Origin of the sequence: Candidatus Pelagibacter sp. HIMB1709 (assembly GCF_052047635.1) — a bacterium.
Classification (GTDB): Bacteria; Pseudomonadota; Alphaproteobacteria; order Pelagibacterales; family Pelagibacteraceae; genus Pelagibacter.
In genome coordinates, this window is the sequence record NZ_JBNAJW010000001.1 from 28,419 (window position 1) to 48,721 (window position 20,303).

The window sequence follows — 20,303 nt, forward strand, 5'->3', positions numbered from 1 at the left end:
TGTTAGAAATATGTCTAATATTTTAATTATTAAACATGGATCTTTAGGCGATATAGCTCAAGCATGTGGGGCAATTCAAGATATTTCTGAAAATCATAAAGAAGATCAAATTCATTTGTTAACAACAAAACCTTATTTTGAACTATTTAAAAAAAACCCACATATTTCAAATGTTATTTTAGATAAAAGATTATCAAAGATTAACTTAATTTATTTATATTTACTAATGAGAGAGATCAAAAAATATAATTTCTCAAAAGTTTATGATCTTCAAAATTCTAGCAGAACATCATTTTACAAAAATATATTATTTCCTAAAGCTGATAAAACTATTTGGTGTTCAACAGAAACAACTCTACCAAAAGGAACAACCAAAAAAGATTTTGATAAAGATTCTGTTCTTTCAAGATTTGACCATCAGCTAAAATCTTCAGGAATTAATACCAATCATACAATGAAACCAGACTTTTCATGGAGTACAGTTGATATTTCAGAAATAAAAAAAAATTATGAATTAGATAAATACATAATACTTTTTCCTTTTTGCTCACCTCATTTGACTTTAAAAAAATGGCCTTATTATAATGATCTAATAAATATGATTAATGAAAAATTTGAAAATAAATTTAAAGTGGTTACTGCACCTGGACCAGATGAAATTAAAGATGCAAAAAATATAAATGCTTTATGTGTTTTGGATAATGGTAAAGCTTTAAATATTTCACAATTATCTGGATTAATTAAAGATAGTTCGTTTGTGGTCGCTAATGATACTGGACCCGCTCACATAACTGCACACATAGGATCAAAAGGAATTGCTCTGTTTGGTTCTCATACAACTCCTTTTAAAGTCAGTATTGAAAGAGATAACTTTAAAGCAATACAAGCCCCCGAATTATCAAAACTTTCAGCAGAAAAAGTTTTTGAAAGACTTTCTGAAATTATTTCTTAATTTTTTCTAAAACTCTTAAAAATATTGGAACTGTGAAAAGTATAAAAAGCAATCTTATTATATGGTGAAAAGCAACAAAGTCAGGGTCTAAATCAAAAGCAATTGCTATAACTGCCACTTCATAAATTCCTCCAGGACTAAAAGATAATATTAAAGTTAAAATATTTGTATCAACAAAGAATGTTGCAACATAGGCTGCAACCAAACCTAATACCACCAAAATAGTGGTAGCCACAATACTATGAAGAGAATTATTGGCTATCTCTTTAACAGTTTTTTCAGCAAACCTACATCCGACAGAAGAGCCAAGAATTAGCAGACAAAAATTTATTGTTTCATCTGGCAATTTATATGAGGCTATATCTGTAATTTGTAATAAGCCACTCGCAAATAATGTTCCAGATAGTAAAGCAGCAGGAATTCTAATTTTATCAAAAACAAAAATAAAAAATAAAGATGCAATAATAAGTAAAATTAAATTTAAATGATTTTGAGCTAAATAATTGAATTCATCATTTAACAAAACATTGTTGTCAGTATTATTAACTATAATAAATGGAATGACGGTTATTATGATGATTAATCTAATTAAGTGAGAAGTTGCAACTTGAGATAAATCCGTTTTTTCATTTTCAGCTAAAATCATTAAAGGACCCAGCGCACCGGGAGCAGCAGAAAATATAGAGGCTTTTTTTCCATAATTTGCAAATTTTTGGAGGTATTTAGCAACAACTAAAATACAAATTATTATGTAGATTAGCATAATTAGCGAAGTCCAAATCCAATCAAACATTTGATTAAATAGATTTTGATCGATGTAATTTCCAATATGCAAACCTAAAATTATCAAAATAAAACTTAATACAATTTTAGGCATAATGATTTTTAATCCTGATAATGCAGCAATTGAGGTGATTATCATTGGCCCCAAAAACCAGGCTAGAGGTATATTTAAATATTCTGCAAATATTGCACTAGGAAAAGCAATAATTAAAACAGAAATAAATTTAACTGTGAAAATTTGATTAATCTGTTTTAGCATTATCTAGTTTGAATTAAATTCTTTTCAATTTTAACTCTAGAAGATCTAAGAACATTTAGAAAGCTAATACAGTTTTTTTTATTAAAATTAGAAATATGACCTGCAACAGTTAATGCACCAAGAATTTGATTTTTTTTTCTAAAGATTGGAACTGATATAGATGCCATTTCAGAATCTCTTTCCCCAAAAGTCATAGCATATCCATTTTTTAAAACATCGTCTTTATCTTTAATTTCTAAATTATTATAAGCCGACAAAACATGACCACTTGAACCTTTGTTAATAGGTTTTTTACCTCCAATGACTTCTTGGTGTCTTATTGATTTGTTAGGTGAACTTGATTGGATACAAACTCTTACATCATTTTGTCTAACAAAAAAACTTGCTGTCTCTTTTGTTTTGGATGATATGAAATCTAATTCAGCTTTGATAGAATTTTTTAAATTAAAACTACTCTCATAAATTTCAAATAATCTTGGGATTGTATGACCAATTTTAAACTCACCACTTTTTATTTTCCTAATGTATCCAAAATTCTCAAGTGATTTAGATATTCTTGAAATTCTACTTTTATGTTCTCCTGTAATATTAGCTATCTTTGTTATAGTTAAAGCTTCATTTTTTTCGGTAAAACAATTTAGGATTTCTAAAGCCTTATTTACTGCATCTACACCAATAGTTTTTTTGTTAGTTTTCATAATTCTATTGAATAGAATATATTGTTCTATTGAATAGAACAATAGTATTTATTTATTTAGACAACATTCATTAAAATAAATTAAATCCAATTAAATTAAATAGAGAGGGAAAATAATGAAAAACATAAAAAAACTATTTTCAGTATTATTCTCAGCAATCCTATTATTCTCAGCAACAACTACTAGCTCAGTAGCGCATGAAAAATTGCACTTTGTGATCGGTGGTGGTGCTGGTGGTGGTTGGGATGGAACTGCTAGAGGTACTGGAGAAGCTTTAACAAAAGCTGGTTTGTTAAAAAGTGCATCATTTGAAAATATGTCAGGTGGTGGTGGTGGTAAAGCACTTGCTTACATGATTAATACTAAACCTGCTAACACAATTTTAGTTCAATCTACACCATTAGTACTAAGATCAATTACTAGACACGAAGGTTATGTAAAAGGTACTGGAACTTTATCTTATAAAGATGTTGTGCCGATTGCAGGTGTAATTGGTGACTACGGTGCTATCGCAGTTGCAAAAAACTCACCTTTTAAAAACTTTCAAGATGTAGTTGATGCATATAAAAAAGATCCTAGCTCAGTAAAAATGGCTGGTGGATCAGTAAGAGGAAGTATGGACCATTTAATTGGTGCATTAGCATTCCAAGCTGCAGGTGCAGATCCAAATGCTGTTCAATACATCCCTTATGATGCTGGTGGAAAAGCTTTAGCTGGACTTTTATCTGGAGAAACTCAAATCATTTCAACTGGTTTAGGTGAATTGATGGGTGCAAGAGACCAAGTAACAATTATTGGTATTACTGCTCCTTCAAGAGTTTCTGATGCACCAGATGCACCAACTCTTAAAGAACAAGGGTACGATGTACAATTCGTTAACTGGAGAGGTTTCTTTGGCCCTCCAGGTATGAGTAATGCTGAAAGGTCAGAAATTGCAAAAATGCTTGGCGATGTACAAAAAACTCCAGAGTGGGAAGCGGTGAGAGCAAGAAACGCTTGGGTTAATATTTATAACCCAGAAGGTAAGTTTGTTGAATTTTTAGAAAAACAAACTGAAGAAATGACAGCTCTTATGAAAAAACTAGGAGTTATCTAACCTTTGGTTAGAAATTAAAATTAGAGCAGTGAATATAAATACTACAAAGATTATATCACTGCTCTTTTTTATTTTTTCAGCATTTTATTTATATTTAGCTTATCAAATTCAAGTTTTCACATTCGATGAAAATGCTCCATTTAATGCTAGAACATTTCCAATTTATTTAGGTTATGCAGGATTATTTTTCTCTGGATTAAAACTTATTTTACCAGACCCGAATACAATCAAAGTAGAACATAAAAGTTTAGAGTATAAAAAAACTGGTATACTTATATTGATTGCAATTATTTACGGAGCTACAATTTTAAAAGTTGGTTATTTTTTAAGTACATCTTTATTTTTATTTGCTTCATATTATTTTTTAGGAGAACGAAGGTGGGTTTTAATGTTTTTATTATCCTTTCCATTTGTTGCTGCCTTCATGTATTTGCTTCATGGTATTCTTGATATTTATTTGAGGGATCCATTCTTACAATCAATAGGGGTTATGGGATGATTGAAGGAATACTAATTGGATTAACTACAGCACTTACATTCCAAAATATACTAATGGTGATGGTCGGTTGTTTTTTTGGAACAATCATTGGAATGCTTCCTGGTCTTGGTCCTATGACTGCTATCGCTTTAATGATACCTATTACATATGGTTTTGAACCTGCAACTGGATTAATCTTGATGGCTGGAGTTTATTATGGTGCAGTATTTGGCGGATCTACGTCTTCAATACTATTAAACGCTCCTGGTGTTCCAGGAACAGTTGCAACTTCATTTGATGGTTATCCAATGGCACAACAAGGTAAAGCTGGAAAAGCTTTAGCAATTGCTGCTTGGAGCTCATTTGCAGGTGGAACACTATCTGCAATTTATTTGTTATTCATGGCACCAAGTTTATCTAAAGTAAGTTTATCCTTTAGATCACCTGATTATTTTGCTTTAATGATTTTAGGTTTAACAGCTATTGCCGCATTTTCATCTAAGGGACAATTTTTAAAAGCAATGATGATGGTTGTTTTAGGTTTAATGTTAGCTTCAGTTGGCCAAGACAGTTTGTCTGATATTACAAGATATACATTTAACAATATGAACTTAACTGATGGGATTAGCTTCGTATTAGTTGTTATGGCAACTTTTGCAATGAGTGAGGCTTTATCAATTATTTTAAAGAGAAATGATCCAACTAGTGCTGCCAAACAAGTTTCATTAACTGAATTGGGATCAATTAAAATTAATAAAGAAGAGCGAACCAAAATGTACAAAACAATACCAAGATCATCAGTAATTGGATTTTTAATCGGTGTATTGCCTGGCGCTGGTGCAACTATTGCATCATTTTTAGCTTATGGAATGGAACGAAACGTGGTTAGCGATGAGGAGAAAGAAAAATTTGGTAAAGGAAGTGTAAATGGTTTATCTGCACCAGAAACTGCAAATAATGCTGCTTGCTCAGGTTCTTTTGTGCCAATGCTTACTTTAGGAATTCCTGGGAGTGGAACTACAGCTGTAATGCTAGGAGCTCTTTTAGGTTTTGGTGTTCAGCCTGGTCCTAGACTTTATATGACTAATCCAGAGATTTTTTGGTCAATAATAATGTCTATGTATATTGGAATGGTAATTCTTCTTATATTAAATTTACCACTCATTCCCTATATAGCTAGAATTCTTGCTGTTCCTAAAAATTATTTAATTCCTTTAATTTTATTTTTCTCTGTTACTGGGATTTACGTAATGTCATTTAATAATTTTGATATTTATTTAATGATTGGGATAGCAGTAGTTGCAACTTTTTTAAGATTATATGATTTCCCAATGCCACCGTTGATATTAGCTTTTGTACTTGGTGGACTGATGGAAGAAAATTTAAGACGATCTTTATTATTAAGTAATGGTTCGTGGGAATTTTTGTGGGATAGAACTTTAACTGCATGTATTCTTGCTACTACAATTTTAATTGTAGTTTGGCATATTTATAAAACTTTTAAGAAGAAAAACTAAGATTTAATATCTAATCGTTTTCTAATTATTTCTTTATTAAGTTTCATTTCACGATAAGAAATAATGAAAACTCCTAAAAATATAATACTAGCACCAATCCAAGTGAAGAGATCAGGGATTTCGCTAAATACAAAATAGCCAATTAGAGAAGCAAATACTAAGCTAAGAAAAGAATAGGGTTGAGTCATGCTCACATCTACTAGTTTATAAGCGTGATTAATACAAAGATGCAACAATGTGCCAGATAGACCTGCAAAAAATAAATAAATCAAAGTTTGTACACTAGGTGTTTGCCAATAAAATAATGCAATAAGGAAACTAAAAATAGTCATATAACAGTATCCATAAGATAAAATTGTAATCGAACTATCGTCTTTTGTTATAGTTTTTGTAATTATAATCACTATTGACCACATAAAAGATGAGGCCAGCGCCATGTATACACCAAGTGAGATATCAATTATACCTGGTCTTAAAATTACCAACATACCAATAAATCCCAAAACTAGCGCAAAACTTCTGTAGATATAAATTTTTTCTCCAAGAAATAAAACAGCCAAAATAGTTACTATGAAAGGAACAACAAAAGATATTGCTGTAGCTTTTTCAATTGGCATCATTGTTAAAGCTGAGAAATATAAAAGCATTGAGGGCAAGTTTAAAACTGCTCTAAGAAAATGTTTTTTATGATGATTTGATTTAAAAACTGTAAATTTAGTTTTTAACATATAAGGAAAAATAATCAGGAAACCAAATAAAAATCTAAAAAAACCTGCTACATAAACATTAACTTCCTCTTGTGCTAATTTTAAAAAGGTTAACATTAATGTTCCACAAAAAACTGAGATTATAATTAAAAAAATTGCTAATTTATTATTCGAAATCAATTTAGTATCTTTTTGTATTCTTCAATTATTTTTGACCATTGAAATTTATTCACAAATTCTTTTGCATTTTTTCCATGTTCTAAATATTTTTTATTTTCTAACATTGAGTTAATTGAAGAATAAATATCATCCAGATTATTTCCATCACATATTAAACCAGTTATTTCATGATCTATTGCATCTGCCGCACCTCCATCTTTACCGCCTATAGACGGTACACCGTATTGTGCTGCTTCAACATACGCAATTCCAAACCCTTCAACAGATTTTTTATGGATTATAGAAGGCATTACAAATAGATTTGATTTAGCGATTAGCGCATTTTTTAATTCATCACTTATATCTTTAAAAAACATCACTTGTTCTTCTAAATTTAATTCCTTTACTAATTTTTTAATATTTTCTTCTTCTTCACCGTATCCAATACAAATGTAGACAATATCTGGGTAAATTTGTTTTAGATTTCTGAGAGCCATCACTACTTTTTCATGATTTTTTCTTTTATCAAATCTTGAAACAGTAATTAATCTTGGCGTTTTAACTTTTAGTAAGCTTTCAACTTTTTCTAATTTTTTTTTGTTTAATTCTTGAGCTGGATCAACACCAGGATTAATTACAATAATTTTATTTTCATTAACTCCGCATTCAATAGCAAGGTTTTTGGTATATTGTGAGTTGGCAATAACTTTTTCTACATTGTTAAGAACATTCAAAACTCTTTTATTTTGACTTGATCCTTTAGGATGATTGATCTCTTTGCTATGAATAAGACAGTATTTTTTTTTAGAAGTTTTAATTAATTCTAAACTTTTCCAATGATCTCCTATTATTCCTTCAACCTTATTCTCTTTGATAAATTCATTAATTAATTGAGCTTTTCTATATTTTCTAAGAAGTTTTATTCCACCAACTCTTTCAATTGAAAACGAAGCTTGTTCATCAAAAACTTTATGATTATCAATATAATCTGCAAACACTTTTATCATAAAGTTTTTAGATAACTCTCTTGATAAACCCCACATCAAGCTTTGCATTCCACCTAGTTCAGGAGGAAAAGATCTAGTAACAATTAAATACATTAATTAGTTTTCCACTTTATGCTGCAGCCAGCACTAGGAATTTGGTCTTTAGGACCCTGACCTGTATCAGCAATTTGTTTCATAGCTTTTAACAAATCACTTTCACCTTCTCTAACAGGTATAAGATTTCTTAACTCTCTTAATCTTCCTCGATATTGAAGTTCTAAATTTTTGTTATATCCAAAAAAATCTGGTGTGCAGACAGCATCATATGCTTTAGCAATATTTTGCGTTTCGTCGTTTAAGTAAGGAAAATTAAAATTATTATCTTTTGAAAATTTAATCATATTTTCAAAAGAGTCTTCAGGATAATTTTCTGCATCATTTGCACAGATTGCAACAGAATTTATTCCAATTTTTTTTAATTCATTACAATCTTCAACTATTTCTTTTGTAACTGCTTTTACATAAGGGCAGTGATTACAAATAAACATTATCAAAGTTCCATTTTCTCCTTTGATATCCTCTAACGAAAGAATTTTATTATTTGTTGATTTTAATTCAAATGGAATAGCTTTTTGACCAAAATCACATATTGGAGTTTGTATTGGCATACTGTAAGAATATATAAATTATGTTTTATGATTTAAAAGATAAAAAACCAAAAAACTCTGGCGAAAATTGGGTAGCTCCTAATGCAACTATAATTGGAGATGTCACATTAGAGAAAAATACAAGCATTTGGTTCAATGCCGTTTTAAGAGGAGATATAGAAAATATTTACATAGGTGAGGGATCTAATATTCAAGATGGTAGTATATTACACACAGATCCTGGCTGTCCGTTAAGAGTAGGTAAAAATGTTACTGTGGGTCATTTGGTGATGCTTCACGGATGTACTGTTGGAGATAATAGTTTAATTGGAATTGGAGCAGTAATTTTGAATAAAGCAAATATAGGAAAAAACTGCATTATTGGAGCAAAAGCACTAATAACTGAAAATAAAGTTATACCCGATAATTCTTTAGTAGTAGGATCACCTGGAAAAATTGTACGAGAGGTGACTGAGGAAGAAAAAAAAGCAGTAGAGGAAAATACCAAACATTATCAGAATAATTGGAAGAAATATTCTAAATCTATTTTTTAAAAGTTAAATTTATGAAGAATAAATTTAAAATAGGGATTGATTACGGAGGTACTAAAATTGAAGGTATCCTTTTAGATCAGAATGGCAAACAACTAGAAAGAAAAAGGTATTCATACGAAAGGAATTATTTATCAGGAATTGAAACTGTAAAAAAACTGGTTGATGAATTTGATAAAATTAGTGAAGAGATATGTTCTGTTGGTATTGGTATCCCTGGATTTTCCTCGAGACAAACTGGAATAATTACTAACGCAAATTCTCTTTGGTTAAATGACAAACCTTTTAAAAAAGATTTAGAATTAGCTTTAAATAGAGAAGTAAGATTAATGAATGATGCAAATTGTTTTACATTGTCTGAAGCTGTAGATGGAGCTGGAAAAGATTATAAATCTATCTTTGGAATAATTATTGGCACAGGTTTTGGAGGTGGATTATCTTATAATAAATCAATTATTGAGGGATCAAATCAAATTGCAGGGGATTGGGGACATCAACCATTGCCTTATCCAACCAAAGATGAACAAGAAATAAAAATAAATTGTCCTTCAAATAACTGTGGCAGACCTTTGTGTGCAGAACAATTTATGTCTGGCATTGGTTTTAAAGATAGGTTTAATCAAAAATATGATACTAATTTTACTTCAGAAGAAATTGTTAAACTTGATTTAGAAAAGGATCCAAGAGCTAATTTAGAATTGGGTTTATATGAAGATAGAATGGCAAGATTAATAGCTGTAATGATAGGAATTTTTGATCCTGATGCCATAATTTTTGGTGGAGGAATGTCAAATATTGATCGGTTTTATAAAAATATTCCATCTTTGATACCCAAGTACACTTTTTCAAATAAAGTAGAAACTAAAGTGTTAAAAAATTTACACGGGGATTCAAGTGGAGTGAGAGGGGCAGCTTGGCTTTGGAATAATGAGTAGAACAATTAAAAAAGGGAGATAATTATGTCAGCAGGTTATGTTATAGCTCAATTAAAAGTAACAAATCCAGAAAACTATAAAGAATATGTAGCTAAAGTTACAGAGGTTGTAAAAAGATTTGGTGGAGAATATCTTGTTAGAAATGGTGAATATCAAGTAGTTGAGGGTGAAGACAATTTTCCAAGATTAGTGATTATTAGATTTCCAAGTTACGAAAGAGCTTTAGAGTGGTATCATTCTGATGAGTACAAACCTGTAAAAGATATACGTTTACAAAATTCTGAAGGAAGTAATATTATCGTAAAAGGAATTTAAGGTACTAGCCAGGTATCTTTATTATTTTCTAAATCAAATTTTGCTCTTCGATGACCTTTAGCGGCTAAATATAACCATTCTATTGATTTTATTTTGCACTGAATAACCGTAAAGTTTTTATAACCTTCTTCACTTTGTTCTTTAGTGTAATCAAAATTATCAAGTTCAGGTTTCAGTCCAGATGTAGGAGTATCAGACTCAGTTCCTGGTCCATTATCAACTAAATAACATTTTCTAGATATGTGTTGGGTTTTTGACCAAGACTCTTTAGTTACTTCGTTATTATGATTAATAGTGCACTCTACTTTCAGTCTAACCTGAATTTTTTCATCTTTATCATAAAATAACATCGCTGCATTTTTGTTTGATTTTAATTTTTCAATTTTATCTGAACGAATATCGCTATGATACTGAACTAAGTTATTAGATTGATCTGATTTTCGAAGAACTACAATTCTACCATCTAAATCAGATTGGCTACCACATATAAACACGGGTATTCTAAAAGGCGAGCTTCTGTCTTTGACAGCTCTATTTAACATAGACCAAATTTTCTTTTTGATCTCTACAAAGTCCTCATAATAAGGAACAGTATCAGTCACAAATTATTTTTTCTTTTTTAATCTAGCAATAAGTGCAGAGCTATCCCAACGATTACCACCCATTTCTTGGACTTCAGCATAGTAACCATCTATGATTTCTGTAATTGGTACAGGCGAACCATTTCTTTTTGCTTCTTCAATTGCAATTTTTAAATCTTTTCTCATCCAATCAATAGCAAATCCATAATCAAACTTATCATCAGTCATAGTTCGATATCTATTTTCCATCTGCCAGGACTGTGCTGCACCTTTAGATATAGTTTCCATTACTTTGTCCATATCTAAACCTGCATTTATTCCAAAGTTAATTGCTTCTGATAAACCTTGAACTGCTCCAGCTATACACATCTGGTTCATCATTTTTGTAAGTTGTCCACTTCCACAAGATCCAATTAATTTTACTTTTTTACTGTAACAATCAATTACTGGTTCTGCTTTTTTAAAAACTTCTTCATCACCACCAACCATTACAGTAAGTATTCCACCTTCAGCACCAGATTGACCTCCAGATATAGGTGCATCTAAAAAATCAAAACCTTTATCTTTTGCAGCCTTATATAATTCTCTGGATACTTCTGCAGATACAGTTGAGTTATCAATAAATATTGATCCAGCTTTTGCTGTGTTAAATAATCCATTTTCTCCTGTAGCTACTTCTCTTAAATCATTATCGTTACCCACACATGTAAAAATAAAATCTGCACCTTCTGCTGCTTGAGCAGGAGTATCAGCCATTTTACCTTTGTATTCACCAATCCATTTTTCAGCTTTTGATTTTGTTCTATTAAAAACAGTTACATTGTGTCCGGCTTTTGATATATAACCAGCCATTGGGTAGCCCATAACCCCAAGACCTATGAAAGCAACATTACAAGTCATAATTTTTTTCTATGTTTAAAAGTTTAAGTTTAAAAGTAATTGTATTTGGTTTTATTTTTACATTTTTTTCTAGTTTTGGACAGAGTTTTTTTCTTGGACTTTTCAATTCAAGCATAAGAGATACTTTATCGATTACTCATGGACAATTTGGCTCAATTTATGCTTCAGCAACATTATTTAGCAGTATTCTTTTTATATGGTTAGGAAAAAAAATTGACGATGTAAATGTATTTAAGTTTTCTTTATTTGTAATTCCGCTTTTAGCTTTTTCATGTTTTTTCTTTTCTAAAATATATTCAATACCATTTTTATTTGCTGCGATATTTTTAATGAGATTTTCAGGTCAAGGAATGATGTCTCATACTGCAAGCACAACAATTTCAAGATACTTTACTAAATCAAGAGGTAAAGCTCTTAGCGCAGGTTGGTTTGGATTATCTTGTGGTGAATTTATTTTACCTGTTTTAATTGTTTATTTGTTAACTTTATATACTTGGCAAAATATTTGGTTAACAATTTCAATTATTGTAATTTTATTTTTACCAATTGCTTCTTATTTATTAATTAAAAACTTAAGTTTGGATTCGAGAGAGGTTAATAATAATCAAAAGCAAGAAGATAAAAGTATTAAGCAATGGACAAGACTTGAGGTATTAAAAGATTATAGATTTTATATAATTAGTTCAAACATGCTTGCTATGCCCTGGATTGCAACAGGAGTTTTTGTTTACCAATCTTTTGTAACAACCTCTAAAGGTTGGGGTGAATTTACTATTGCACAATCATTTATGTCTTATTCTATATTCACCGTTTCAACGTTGTTATTAGCAGGTCCTTTAATAGACAAATTTAGTAGCAGAAAATTATTAATTTACATGAACATTCCATTATTAATCTCTACATTTGTAATTATTTTATTTGATTCATCTCTCACAGCATTTGTGTTTCTTGGATTGATTGGTATTTCTAATGGATTTGCCAATGTATTAGGTTCAGCTACTTGGGCTGAAATTTATGGAGTGAAACATATTGGATCAATTAAAGCTTTAACTACTGCATTAATGGTATTTTCTACAGCATTTGGAACTGCTTTATTTGGAGTTTTGATTGACATTGGTTTTTCAATTGAAAAAATTGCTATTGTTTCTGCGATTTATATATTCTCGTCTTTAGCCCTATTATTTTTAACAAGAAAGAAGCTAAATCCTATTTATATTTAGAAAATGCTTGATTTTTTTGAGCCTCAGGTATAAACAACCGGCCATGGCTAGAGTTACCGTTGAAGACTGTATAGATAAAGTAGAAAGTCCTTATGAATTGGTTTTAGTAGCTAAAGAGAGAGCTACTCAACTTAATGCTGGTTTAGAACCAACAATAGATAGGGATAATGACAAAAATACAGTGATATCTTTAAGAGAAATTGCTGAAGAGAAAATCAAAGTATCAGATTTAACTGAAAGCGCTGTTTATAAACTTAGAAAGCACGTTGAACAAGTTGATGACGGTGTAGAGGATGATGAAGATATTGGTGATGATTTTGAAAATCTTTACAAAGGCGAAATTTCAAAAAGTGGTACTCCAATTTTACCATCTAAAAGAGCAAGAAAAACTCCAGAAAAAATTCAGGTATCAAAGGAAGATTTAGCTGAATTGTCTGAAACAGCTACACCTGAAGTTGACGCTTCAGTTGGCCAAGAAACTATGAATGAACAAGGTGAAGTTTCATTAGATGAAGTTTCAGAATCAGAAAATCAAGAAGCAGATGTTGCTTCTGAAGATCCAGAAGCTTCAAACTCATAAAAAAATAATATAAAGTCTTAGTTTATGAATAGGTTAGTATCAGTTGCTCCTATGATGGACTGTACAGATCGTCATGAACGATATTTTTTAAGACTAATATCCAAAAATATACTTCTTTATACCGAAATGGTTGTCGATGAAGCAATCAATAGAGGTGATAAAAAAAAATTACTAGAATTCAATATCAATGAAAAGCCAGTAGCACTTCAATTAGGTGGATCTTCACCCAAGTTACTTGCGGAGGCAACAAAAGTTGGAGAAGACTTTGGCTACGATGAAATTAATTTAAATTTAGGCTGTCCAAGTAGAAAAGTAGAGAAAAATAGATTTGGTGCTTGTTTAATGAAAGAGCCAAACTTAGTTGCAGATTGTTTAACAGAAATGCAATCAAAAACTAAATTACCTGTAACCATAAAAACTAGAATTGGATATGACAATGTTGAAGATTATGAAAACTTACATAATTTCATATCTACTCTGAAATCCACAGGTATTAAAACTTTTATTATTCATGCAAGAAAGGCTATGCTTGGCAAGTTTACACCTAAACAAAATCTAAATATTCCGCCTTTAAAATATGAGTTTGTTTATAAATTAAAAGAAGATTTTCCAAATGAAGAAATATTAATAAATGGGGGAATAACTTCTGTTGATCAAATTAAACCACATTTAGAAAAAACAGATGGAGTTATGATTGGAAGAGCTGCTTATCATACACCTTATTTGTTAGCAGATATTGAGAGAGAAATTTTTAATAATGATGATATTCCTAGTAGGCAAGACGTTATTGAACAGTTAATTCCTTATGTAAAAGATGAATTGAAAAAAGGAACTCGTTTAAACCAAATCATGAGACACACATTAGGTTTATTTCACGGTCAATCTGGTGCTAGTCATTGGAAAAGATATTTAAGTGAAAATATGTGCGTGAGAGATGCTGATGTAAAAAAAATTGATCACATAATGGATAAAATTAAATACAACAATGTCGATATGAGAGAAGGTCAATCTGCTTAGTTCAATCTTCGCAAATGAATATATTTATATAGTTTTATTAATGGTTTTGACTGCAATTCCAGTTGGATTTGTAGCTGGCCTTTTTGGTATCGGCGGCGGTTTAATAACTGTCCCGTTTCTTTATTACATATTTGGCAAACTTGGAATTGATCAAGCATATATAATGCACTTAGCAGTAGGAACTTCTTTTGCAATAATAATTCCAACATCAATAGTTTCAGTGTTAACCCATCATAAATTTAATTCAGTCGATTTTAATGTAGTAAAAAGCTATGGTTTTTTTGTAGTTGCAGGAGTTGTTTTGGGAACAATTTTTGCTGCAACTTTCAAAACAAAATCATTAGTACTTTTTTTTGCAATCGTAATCTTTCTTTTAGGAATTTATTTACTTACGATTAAAGAAAAAGAACAAAATGTAATATCTGAAATGAAATTGTATTTAAAAATAATACTTGGTGCGATTGTTGGATTTATTTCAGCCATAACAGGTATAGGTGGTGCTGTTATGAATGTACCAATCCTTAAATTTTTTGGTTATTCAATTAATAAAGCAATTGGTAGTGCTGCAGCGATTGGTTTTTTAATTGCACTATTTGGTGCTACAGGTTTTTTTATTTCAGGAAGTTATTTAAAAACAAATTTACCATTTAGTATTGGATTTTTAAATGTACCAGCTTTTTTAATCTTCATTCCGATTACAACTTTTATGGCAAGACTAGGGGCAAAAACAGCTCACAGAATAGATAAAAATAAAATTAGTAAATTACTTGCTATTTTCTTACTAATCGTAGCAGTTAAGTTTTTCTACGAATATATTAAATTATAAGCATGTTATTTAAGTTAAATAGAAAATTTTTAAAGACTTCACATCATCTTATTGATCTTAAATTATGTAGTATTAGGCTAAACGATAATTCTAAATTTCCATGGATAATTCTAATTCCCAAAAGAAATAAGATTACCGACATAAGCGACCTTAATTCTAAAGATCAAACTCTGCTAATGAAAGAAATTGTTTATGCAAGTAAAGTAATGAAAAAATTATTTAAAACTTCGAAACTCAATGTAGAAAAAATTGGAAATATTGTTCCTCAGTTGCATATACATATTATTGCTAGAAGTAAAAAAGATAGTTCATGGCCATTATCTGTATGGGTTGTTAAAGGAAAAAATTACTCAAAAACAGCTCTAAAAATAATAGTAGATAAATTAAGAAAAGCTCTAAAATAAAAAGAGGTGACTTCAGTCTCCCTCCATCACCTCAAATAGATTTTTAAATGATTCTTTACAGTTTTATGAACACTTATTAGTTGAAAATTAACTTTATTAAGCACTAAATTTTTTGATCGTATTCGCCAATTTTCCCAGTTTTTTGAAGTAAATCGTCAATAAAATCAAAGATTTTCTTCTTTCTATTATCTGATGTTGGGCTTTCAGTTACAATTACCAATGAAGGTTTATTAGATGATGCTCTTATCAGTCCCCACGATCCATCTTCAAAAGAAAATCTTACACCATTAACTGTAAGAACTTCAGTTATTACTTGATCATCAATTTTAGTTTTATTATTTTTTAATTGTTCTACTTTTTTAACTAATTCTTCAACTACTTGATATTTTTCTTCATCTTTACAGAATGGCGCCATCGTTGGTGTTTGAAAAGTATTTGGTAATTCATTAATTATTTCACTCATTTTTTTATTTTCATTATCTAATAAATAACAAACATGAATGGCTGAATTTATTCCATCATCGTAACCATATCCTAAAGGCTGATTAAAAAAGAAATGACCACTTTTTTCAAAGCCTGCTAATGCCTTTTCAGTGTTAACTTTACGTTTAATATGGGAATGACCTGTTTTCCAATAAATTGTTTCACAATTGTTTTCTGATAAAATTTTGTCTTTTGAGTACAAACCTGTTGATTTTACATCAACAACAAATTTAGAATTTTTATGTTTAGTGGATAAGTTTCTTGCAATTAGTAAACCAATTTTATCAGAGAATATTTCGTTACCTTCATTATCAATAACACCAACTCGATCTCCATCACCATCAAAGCCAAAACCTATATCAGCATTATTTTCTTTAACTACTTTAGCAATTTCATGAAGCATTTCTAAATCTTCTGGATTAGGGTTATATTTTGGAAAATTCCAATCTAGGTTACAATCTAACTCTATCACCTCACACCCAATGCCTCTTAATATATCTGGTGCAAAAACACCTGCAGTTCCATTACCACAAGCAACTACAGCTTTAATTTTTTTATTTATTTTGTTTTTATTAATTAGGTCATTTTTATAAATTTTATCGAAATCTTTTATTTCTTTTTCATTTCCATCACCTTTTGAAAACTTTTCATTTAATGTTATTTCTTTTAATTCTTTCATTTCTTCAGGTGCATGAGTTAAGCCTTTTTTGATACCCATTTTTACACCAGTCCAACCATTTTCATTATGACTTGCTGTAACCATAGCAACTGCATCTGCATCTAAATTAAATTGTGCAAAATAAACCATTGGAGATAATGACAAACCAATATCTTCTATATGACATCCTGTTGACTTTAATCCTCTTTTAAGTGAGGTTTTTATCTCCTCACTGTAAGATCTATAATCATGTCCAACAATAATTCTAGGATGATCTTTTTTGGTGTGATTTTTTATTTGTGTTCCAAGTCCTTTGCCGAGATTCTCTATTCCTGCTGAGTTTATGTCTTTCTCATACAACCAACGGGCGTCATATTCTCTAAAACCATAAGGATCTATTTTTAAATTTTCACTCATTTATCCACTACTTACTCTTTTTATGTTAATTTCTTTAAAAAAATTTTATTTTTTTATTGATAATCATATTGTCGCGTTCTATAAATGTTCCATTGATTAAACGTTTATTTAGTATACTTAATCAAAGCGCCTACAACATATAGTTGTTTTCGCAAAACTAAAATAATATAATAGCAATTATGAACAAGATTCTATCTCAAGCACTTAAGAAAGCTGTCTCCGAATATAGCCCAGAAGTTAAAGAAGTTTCAAAAGCGAATAAACCTGATTTATTTTCTTTAAATAATGAAACAGAATTATTTCAAAATGATAAAGGTATAATAATTAAAATTGATCGTTCTAAAGATTCGAAACTTACAGATTTTGGTAAAGCAACTTTAAAAGATAGATATCTTGGTTTAAACGAATCTTATCAAGATTTATTTGCAAGAGTAGCAAGCACTTACGCTGATGATAATTTACATGCGCAAAGAATTTATAATTACATAAGCAATCTTTGGTTTATGCCAGCAACACCAGTTTTATCAAACGGTGGAACTAAAAGAGGTTTACCTATTTCATGTTTTTTAAATGAAGCATCTGATAGCTTAGGTGGAATTTTAGATCTTTGGAGTGAAAATGTTTGGCTTGCTGCAAAGGGTGGAGGAATTGGAAGTTACTGGGGTAACCTAAGATCTATTGGAGAAAAAATTGGCAGAGTTGGAAAAACTTCAGGAATAATTCCTTTTATTAAAGTAATGGACTCTTTAACAATGGCAATTAGCCAAGGTTCATTGAGAAGAGGCTCTGCAGCTTGTTATCTTCCAATTGATCATCCAGAGATAGAAGAGTTTATTGAAATGAGAAGGCCAACTGGTGGGGATCCAAATAGAAAAGCATTAAACTTACACCATGGTGTTTTAGTTTCAGACGCTTTCATGAGAGCAGTTGAAATGGATGAACAGTGGGCATTAAAAAGTCCAGCTGACGGAACTGTGCAGCAAACTATTTCTGCAAGAAACTTATGGATAAGATTATTGACTGCCAGAATTGAAACTGGTGAACCTTATATAATTTATATAGACACGGTTAACAGACAAATTCCTCAGCATCATAAGTTAGCAAATCTTACTGTTAAAACTTCTAATTTATGTAGTGAGATTACTCTACCCACAGGAATTGATAAAGATGGAAGAGATAGAACAGCAGTATGCTGTTTATCATCTTTAAATTTAGAAAAATATGAAGAATGGAAAGATGATCCAGATATGATTAGTGATGTAATGAGATTTTTGGATAATGTGTTATCTGATTTCATTAACAAAGCTCCTGAACAATTTAAAGATGCTAAATACTCTGCTGAAAGAGAGAGAAGTGTTGGTTTAGGTGTGATGGGCTTCCATTCTTTTTTACAGAAAAATAGAATTCCACTTGAGTCTGTAATGGCAAAATCATGGAATAAAAAAATATTTAAAAACATTCACGAAAAAGTTAATCAAGCTTCTAAAGATTTAGCTGAAGAAAGAGGAGCGTGTCCTGATGCTGCAGAGTATGGTTATAAAGAAAGATTTTCTAACAAAACTGCAATTGCACCAACAGCATCAATTTCTATTATTTGTGGAGGAGCTTCTCCAGGAGTAGAGCCTATTGCAGCAAACAGCTATACTCATAAAACTTTATCTGGTTCGTTTAACGTGAGAAACAGATATCTTGAAGAAATTCTTGAAAGTCACGGTAAAAATGATGAGGAAACTTGGTCTAGTATTACTACAAACCAAGGCTCAGTTAACCATTTAGATTTTTTAACTGATTTAGAAAAAGATGTATTTAAAACTGCATTTGAACTTAATCAAAGTTGGATAATTGAATTGAGTGGAGATAGAACTCCTTTTATTTCACAAGCTCAATCAGTTAACCTATTTTTACCTGCAGATGTTCATAAAAAAGAATTACATAAAATTCATTTTGATGCTTGGAAGAAAGGTTTAAAGAGCCTTTACTATTGTAGATCAAAATCAATTCAAAGAGCTGAGAATGTTAACGACTCTAAGTCAACAGACATCATGGCTAATGTATATAAAAATAAATCAACCGAAAATAGTGAACCAGAGTACGAGGAGTGTTTATCATGTCAGTAGCAGAAAAAGTTAAGTCAGAAATTATTCAACCACAAAAAAACAATAATGGGTTGCTTGTTGCAAATCCAGTTTACAAACCTTTTAGATATCCATGGTGTTATGATGCCTGGTTAACACAACAAAGAATTCATTGGTTGCCAGAAGAAGTTCCACTTGGAGACGATGTTAGAGATTGGCAGAAAAATCTTTCTACTTCAGAAAAAAATCTATTAACACAAATTTTTAGATTTTTTACACAAGCAGATGTTGAAGTTAGTAACTGCTACATTAGACATTACATGAATGTATTTAAACCAACTGAAGTATTAATGATGATGTCATCTTTTGCTTCAATGGAAACTGTTCATATTGCTGCTTACTCACATTTGTTAGATACAATTGGTATGCCAGAATCAGAGTATTCAGCATTCATGAAGTACAAAGAAATGAAAGATAAATACGATTACATGCAAGGTTTTGATGTTAAATCAAATCATGATATTGCAAAAACAATTGCTGTATTTAGTGCTTTCACAGAAGGTCTTCAGTTATTTGCAAGTTTTGCAATTTTGTTAAACTTCCCAAGACATAACAAGATGAAAGGAATGGGTCAGATTGTTACTTGGTCAGTAAGAGATGAGACATTGCATTGCAATTCGATGATCAGATTATTTAAAGATTTTATTAAAGAAAATCCTGAAACATGGACACCTCAATTGAAAAAAGAAATTTATGAAGCTTGCAGAACAATTGTTGAGCATGAAGATGCTTTTATTGATTTAGCTTTTCAAATGGGTCCAATGGAAGGTTTGACTGCAGATGATATTAAAAAATATATTCGATTTATTGCAAATAGAAGATTAGATCAATTAGGATTAGAAGCGATCTATGACATTGATAAAAATCCATTAACTTGGTTAGATACAATGTTAAATGCTGTAGAACATATGAACTTCTTTGAAGGAAGAGCTACAGAGTATTCTAAAGCATCAACCCAAGGAACTTGGGCAGAAGCATTTAGTTAATAAATATATTTGT

Annotated in this window: 21 protein-coding genes and 1 pseudogene; 14 read left to right on the forward strand and 8 right to left on the reverse strand. The window is 30.4% G+C overall.

Annotated features, from left to right (window positions below):
- Window positions 1–10 precede the first annotated feature (10 nt).
- Complete coding sequence (locus ACTTAR_RS00150; protein WP_440680651.1) at window positions 11–952, forward strand: glycosyltransferase family 9 protein; 942 nt, start codon at window positions 11–13, stop codon at window positions 950–952.
- Here the strand turns inward: ACTTAR_RS00150 and ACTTAR_RS00155 are convergent.
- A complete protein-coding gene (locus ACTTAR_RS00155) occupies window positions 942–1,994 on the reverse strand; it encodes an AbrB family transcriptional regulator (RefSeq protein WP_440680652.1) in 1,053 nt (350 codons plus the stop codon). The genes ACTTAR_RS00150 and ACTTAR_RS00155 overlap by 11 nt on opposite strands.
- Window positions 1,994–2,692 (reverse strand): IclR family transcriptional regulator, encoded by a 699-nt coding sequence (locus ACTTAR_RS00160; protein ID WP_440680653.1) that lies wholly within the window; start codon window positions 2,690–2,692, stop codon window positions 1,994–1,996. Before ACTTAR_RS00160 ends, ACTTAR_RS00155 begins: the two co-directional genes overlap by 1 nt.
- A 115-nt stretch (window positions 2,693–2,807) precedes the next feature.
- Here ACTTAR_RS00160 and ACTTAR_RS00165 point away from each other — a divergent pair, with 115 nt between their 5' ends.
- From ACTTAR_RS00165 to ACTTAR_RS00175, 3 genes are read left to right on the forward strand one after another with little or no spacing between them, the layout of a single operon-like run.
- Window positions 2,808–3,788, forward strand: coding sequence for a tripartite tricarboxylate transporter substrate binding protein (locus ACTTAR_RS00165; RefSeq protein WP_440680654.1), 981 nt, complete (start codon window positions 2,808–2,810; stop codon window positions 3,786–3,788).
- Window positions 3,789–3,816: 28 nt separating this feature from the next.
- Window positions 3,817–4,287, forward strand: a complete 471-nt coding sequence (locus ACTTAR_RS00170; RefSeq protein WP_440680655.1) for a tripartite tricarboxylate transporter TctB family protein — start codon at window positions 3,817–3,819, stop codon at window positions 4,285–4,287.
- The gene (locus ACTTAR_RS00175; RefSeq protein ID WP_440677012.1) at window positions 4,284–5,783 is read left to right on the forward strand and encodes a tripartite tricarboxylate transporter permease; all 1,500 of its coding nucleotides are present in this window, start codon (window positions 4,284–4,286) and stop codon (window positions 5,781–5,783) included. Before ACTTAR_RS00170 ends, ACTTAR_RS00175 begins: the two co-directional genes overlap by 4 nt.
- Here the strand turns inward: ACTTAR_RS00175 and ACTTAR_RS00180 are convergent.
- The 3 genes from ACTTAR_RS00180 to ACTTAR_RS00190 are packed head-to-tail and all read right to left on the reverse strand — an operon-like array spanning window position 5,780 to window position 8,303.
- Window positions 5,780–6,670: a DMT family transporter gene (locus ACTTAR_RS00180; protein WP_440680656.1), complete on the reverse strand. Its 891-nt coding sequence runs from the start codon at window positions 6,668–6,670 to the stop codon at window positions 5,780–5,782. The two genes, ACTTAR_RS00175 and ACTTAR_RS00180, sit on opposite strands and share 4 nt — an antisense overlap.
- The gene (locus ACTTAR_RS00185) at window positions 6,667–7,749 is read right to left on the reverse strand and encodes a glycosyltransferase family 4 protein (protein WP_440697387.1); all 1,083 of its coding nucleotides are present in this window, start codon (window positions 7,747–7,749) and stop codon (window positions 6,667–6,669) included. Before ACTTAR_RS00185 ends, ACTTAR_RS00180 begins: the two co-directional genes overlap by 4 nt.
- Entirely contained in the window at window positions 7,749–8,303 is a 555-nt protein-coding gene (locus tag ACTTAR_RS00190) for a thioredoxin family protein (protein WP_440697388.1), read from the reverse strand. Before ACTTAR_RS00190 ends, ACTTAR_RS00185 begins: the two co-directional genes overlap by 1 nt.
- A gap of 20 nt (window positions 8,304–8,323) precedes the next feature.
- Here ACTTAR_RS00190 and ACTTAR_RS00195 point away from each other — a divergent pair, with 20 nt between their 5' ends.
- Genes ACTTAR_RS00195 through ACTTAR_RS00205 form a run of 3 tightly spaced genes read left to right on the forward strand, consistent with a single transcriptional unit; the run spans window position 8,324 to window position 10,083 of the window.
- Complete coding sequence (locus tag ACTTAR_RS00195; protein WP_440697389.1) at window positions 8,324–8,836, forward strand: gamma carbonic anhydrase family protein; 513 nt, start codon at window positions 8,324–8,326, stop codon at window positions 8,834–8,836.
- An 11-nt stretch (window positions 8,837–8,847) separates the two neighbouring features.
- On the forward strand, window positions 8,848–9,768 hold the full coding sequence (locus tag ACTTAR_RS00200; protein ID WP_440697390.1) for an ROK family protein: 921 nt from the start codon (window positions 8,848–8,850) through the stop codon (window positions 9,766–9,768).
- A 24-nt stretch (window positions 9,769–9,792) separates the two neighbouring features.
- On the forward strand, window positions 9,793–10,083 hold the full coding sequence (locus tag ACTTAR_RS00205; RefSeq protein ID WP_440680661.1) for a DUF1330 domain-containing protein: 291 nt from the start codon (window positions 9,793–9,795) through the stop codon (window positions 10,081–10,083).
- On the opposite strand, the gene ACTTAR_RS00210 is transcribed toward ACTTAR_RS00205, so the two are convergent.
- Complete coding sequence (locus tag ACTTAR_RS00210; RefSeq protein WP_440633489.1) at window positions 10,080–10,685, reverse strand: flavin-binding protein; 606 nt, start codon at window positions 10,683–10,685, stop codon at window positions 10,080–10,082. The two genes, ACTTAR_RS00205 and ACTTAR_RS00210, sit on opposite strands and share 4 nt — an antisense overlap.
- A 3-nt stretch (window positions 10,686–10,688) precedes the next feature.
- The gene (locus tag ACTTAR_RS00215; protein ID WP_440647983.1) at window positions 10,689–11,564 is read right to left on the reverse strand and encodes an NAD(P)-dependent oxidoreductase; all 876 of its coding nucleotides are present in this window, start codon (window positions 11,562–11,564) and stop codon (window positions 10,689–10,691) included.
- 11 nt (window positions 11,565–11,575) lie between these two features.
- On the opposite strand from ACTTAR_RS00215, the gene ACTTAR_RS00220 reads away from it, so the two are divergent.
- From ACTTAR_RS00220 to ACTTAR_RS00240, 5 genes and pseudogenes are all read left to right on the forward strand, one after another.
- Window positions 11,576–12,784 carry an MFS transporter gene (locus ACTTAR_RS00220; protein WP_440680663.1) on the forward strand — a complete coding sequence of 403 codons (1,209 nt, stop codon included), beginning with the start codon at window positions 11,576–11,578 and terminating at the stop codon, window positions 12,782–12,784.
- Window positions 12,785–12,827: 43 nt separating this feature from the next.
- Window positions 12,828–13,208 (forward strand): annotated as a pseudogene (gene rpoZ, locus ACTTAR_RS00225) (DNA-directed RNA polymerase subunit omega); the annotation flags it as partial.
- Between the two features lie 180 nt (window positions 13,209–13,388).
- On the forward strand, window positions 13,389–14,381 hold the full coding sequence (gene dusA, locus ACTTAR_RS00230; protein WP_440697391.1) for a tRNA dihydrouridine(20/20a) synthase DusA: 993 nt from the start codon (window positions 13,389–13,391) through the stop codon (window positions 14,379–14,381).
- A gap of 40 nt (window positions 14,382–14,421) precedes the next feature.
- The gene (locus ACTTAR_RS00235) at window positions 14,422–15,207 is read left to right on the forward strand and encodes a sulfite exporter TauE/SafE family protein (protein ID WP_440697393.1); all 786 of its coding nucleotides are present in this window, start codon (window positions 14,422–14,424) and stop codon (window positions 15,205–15,207) included.
- A gap of 2 nt (window positions 15,208–15,209) precedes the next feature.
- The gene (locus tag ACTTAR_RS00240; RefSeq protein WP_440697394.1) at window positions 15,210–15,611 is read left to right on the forward strand and encodes an HIT domain-containing protein; all 402 of its coding nucleotides are present in this window, start codon (window positions 15,210–15,212) and stop codon (window positions 15,609–15,611) included.
- A gap of 103 nt (window positions 15,612–15,714) precedes the next feature.
- On the opposite strand, the gene ACTTAR_RS00245 is transcribed toward ACTTAR_RS00240, so the two are convergent.
- Complete coding sequence (locus ACTTAR_RS00245) at window positions 15,715–17,169, reverse strand: phosphomannomutase/phosphoglucomutase (protein WP_440697395.1); 1,455 nt, start codon at window positions 17,167–17,169, stop codon at window positions 15,715–15,717.
- A gap of 179 nt (window positions 17,170–17,348) precedes the next feature.
- Between ACTTAR_RS00245 and ACTTAR_RS00250 the strand changes: the two genes are divergently transcribed.
- A complete protein-coding gene (locus ACTTAR_RS00250) occupies window positions 17,349–19,286 on the forward strand; it encodes a ribonucleoside-diphosphate reductase subunit alpha (protein WP_440697396.1) in 1,938 nt (645 codons plus the stop codon).
- Window positions 19,277–20,290, forward strand: a complete 1,014-nt coding sequence (locus tag ACTTAR_RS00255) for a ribonucleotide-diphosphate reductase subunit beta (protein ID WP_440614253.1) — start codon at window positions 19,277–19,279, stop codon at window positions 20,288–20,290. The genes ACTTAR_RS00250 and ACTTAR_RS00255 overlap by 10 nt, the downstream gene beginning before the upstream one ends.
- The last annotated feature ends 13 nt before the right edge of the window (window positions 20,291–20,303 follow it).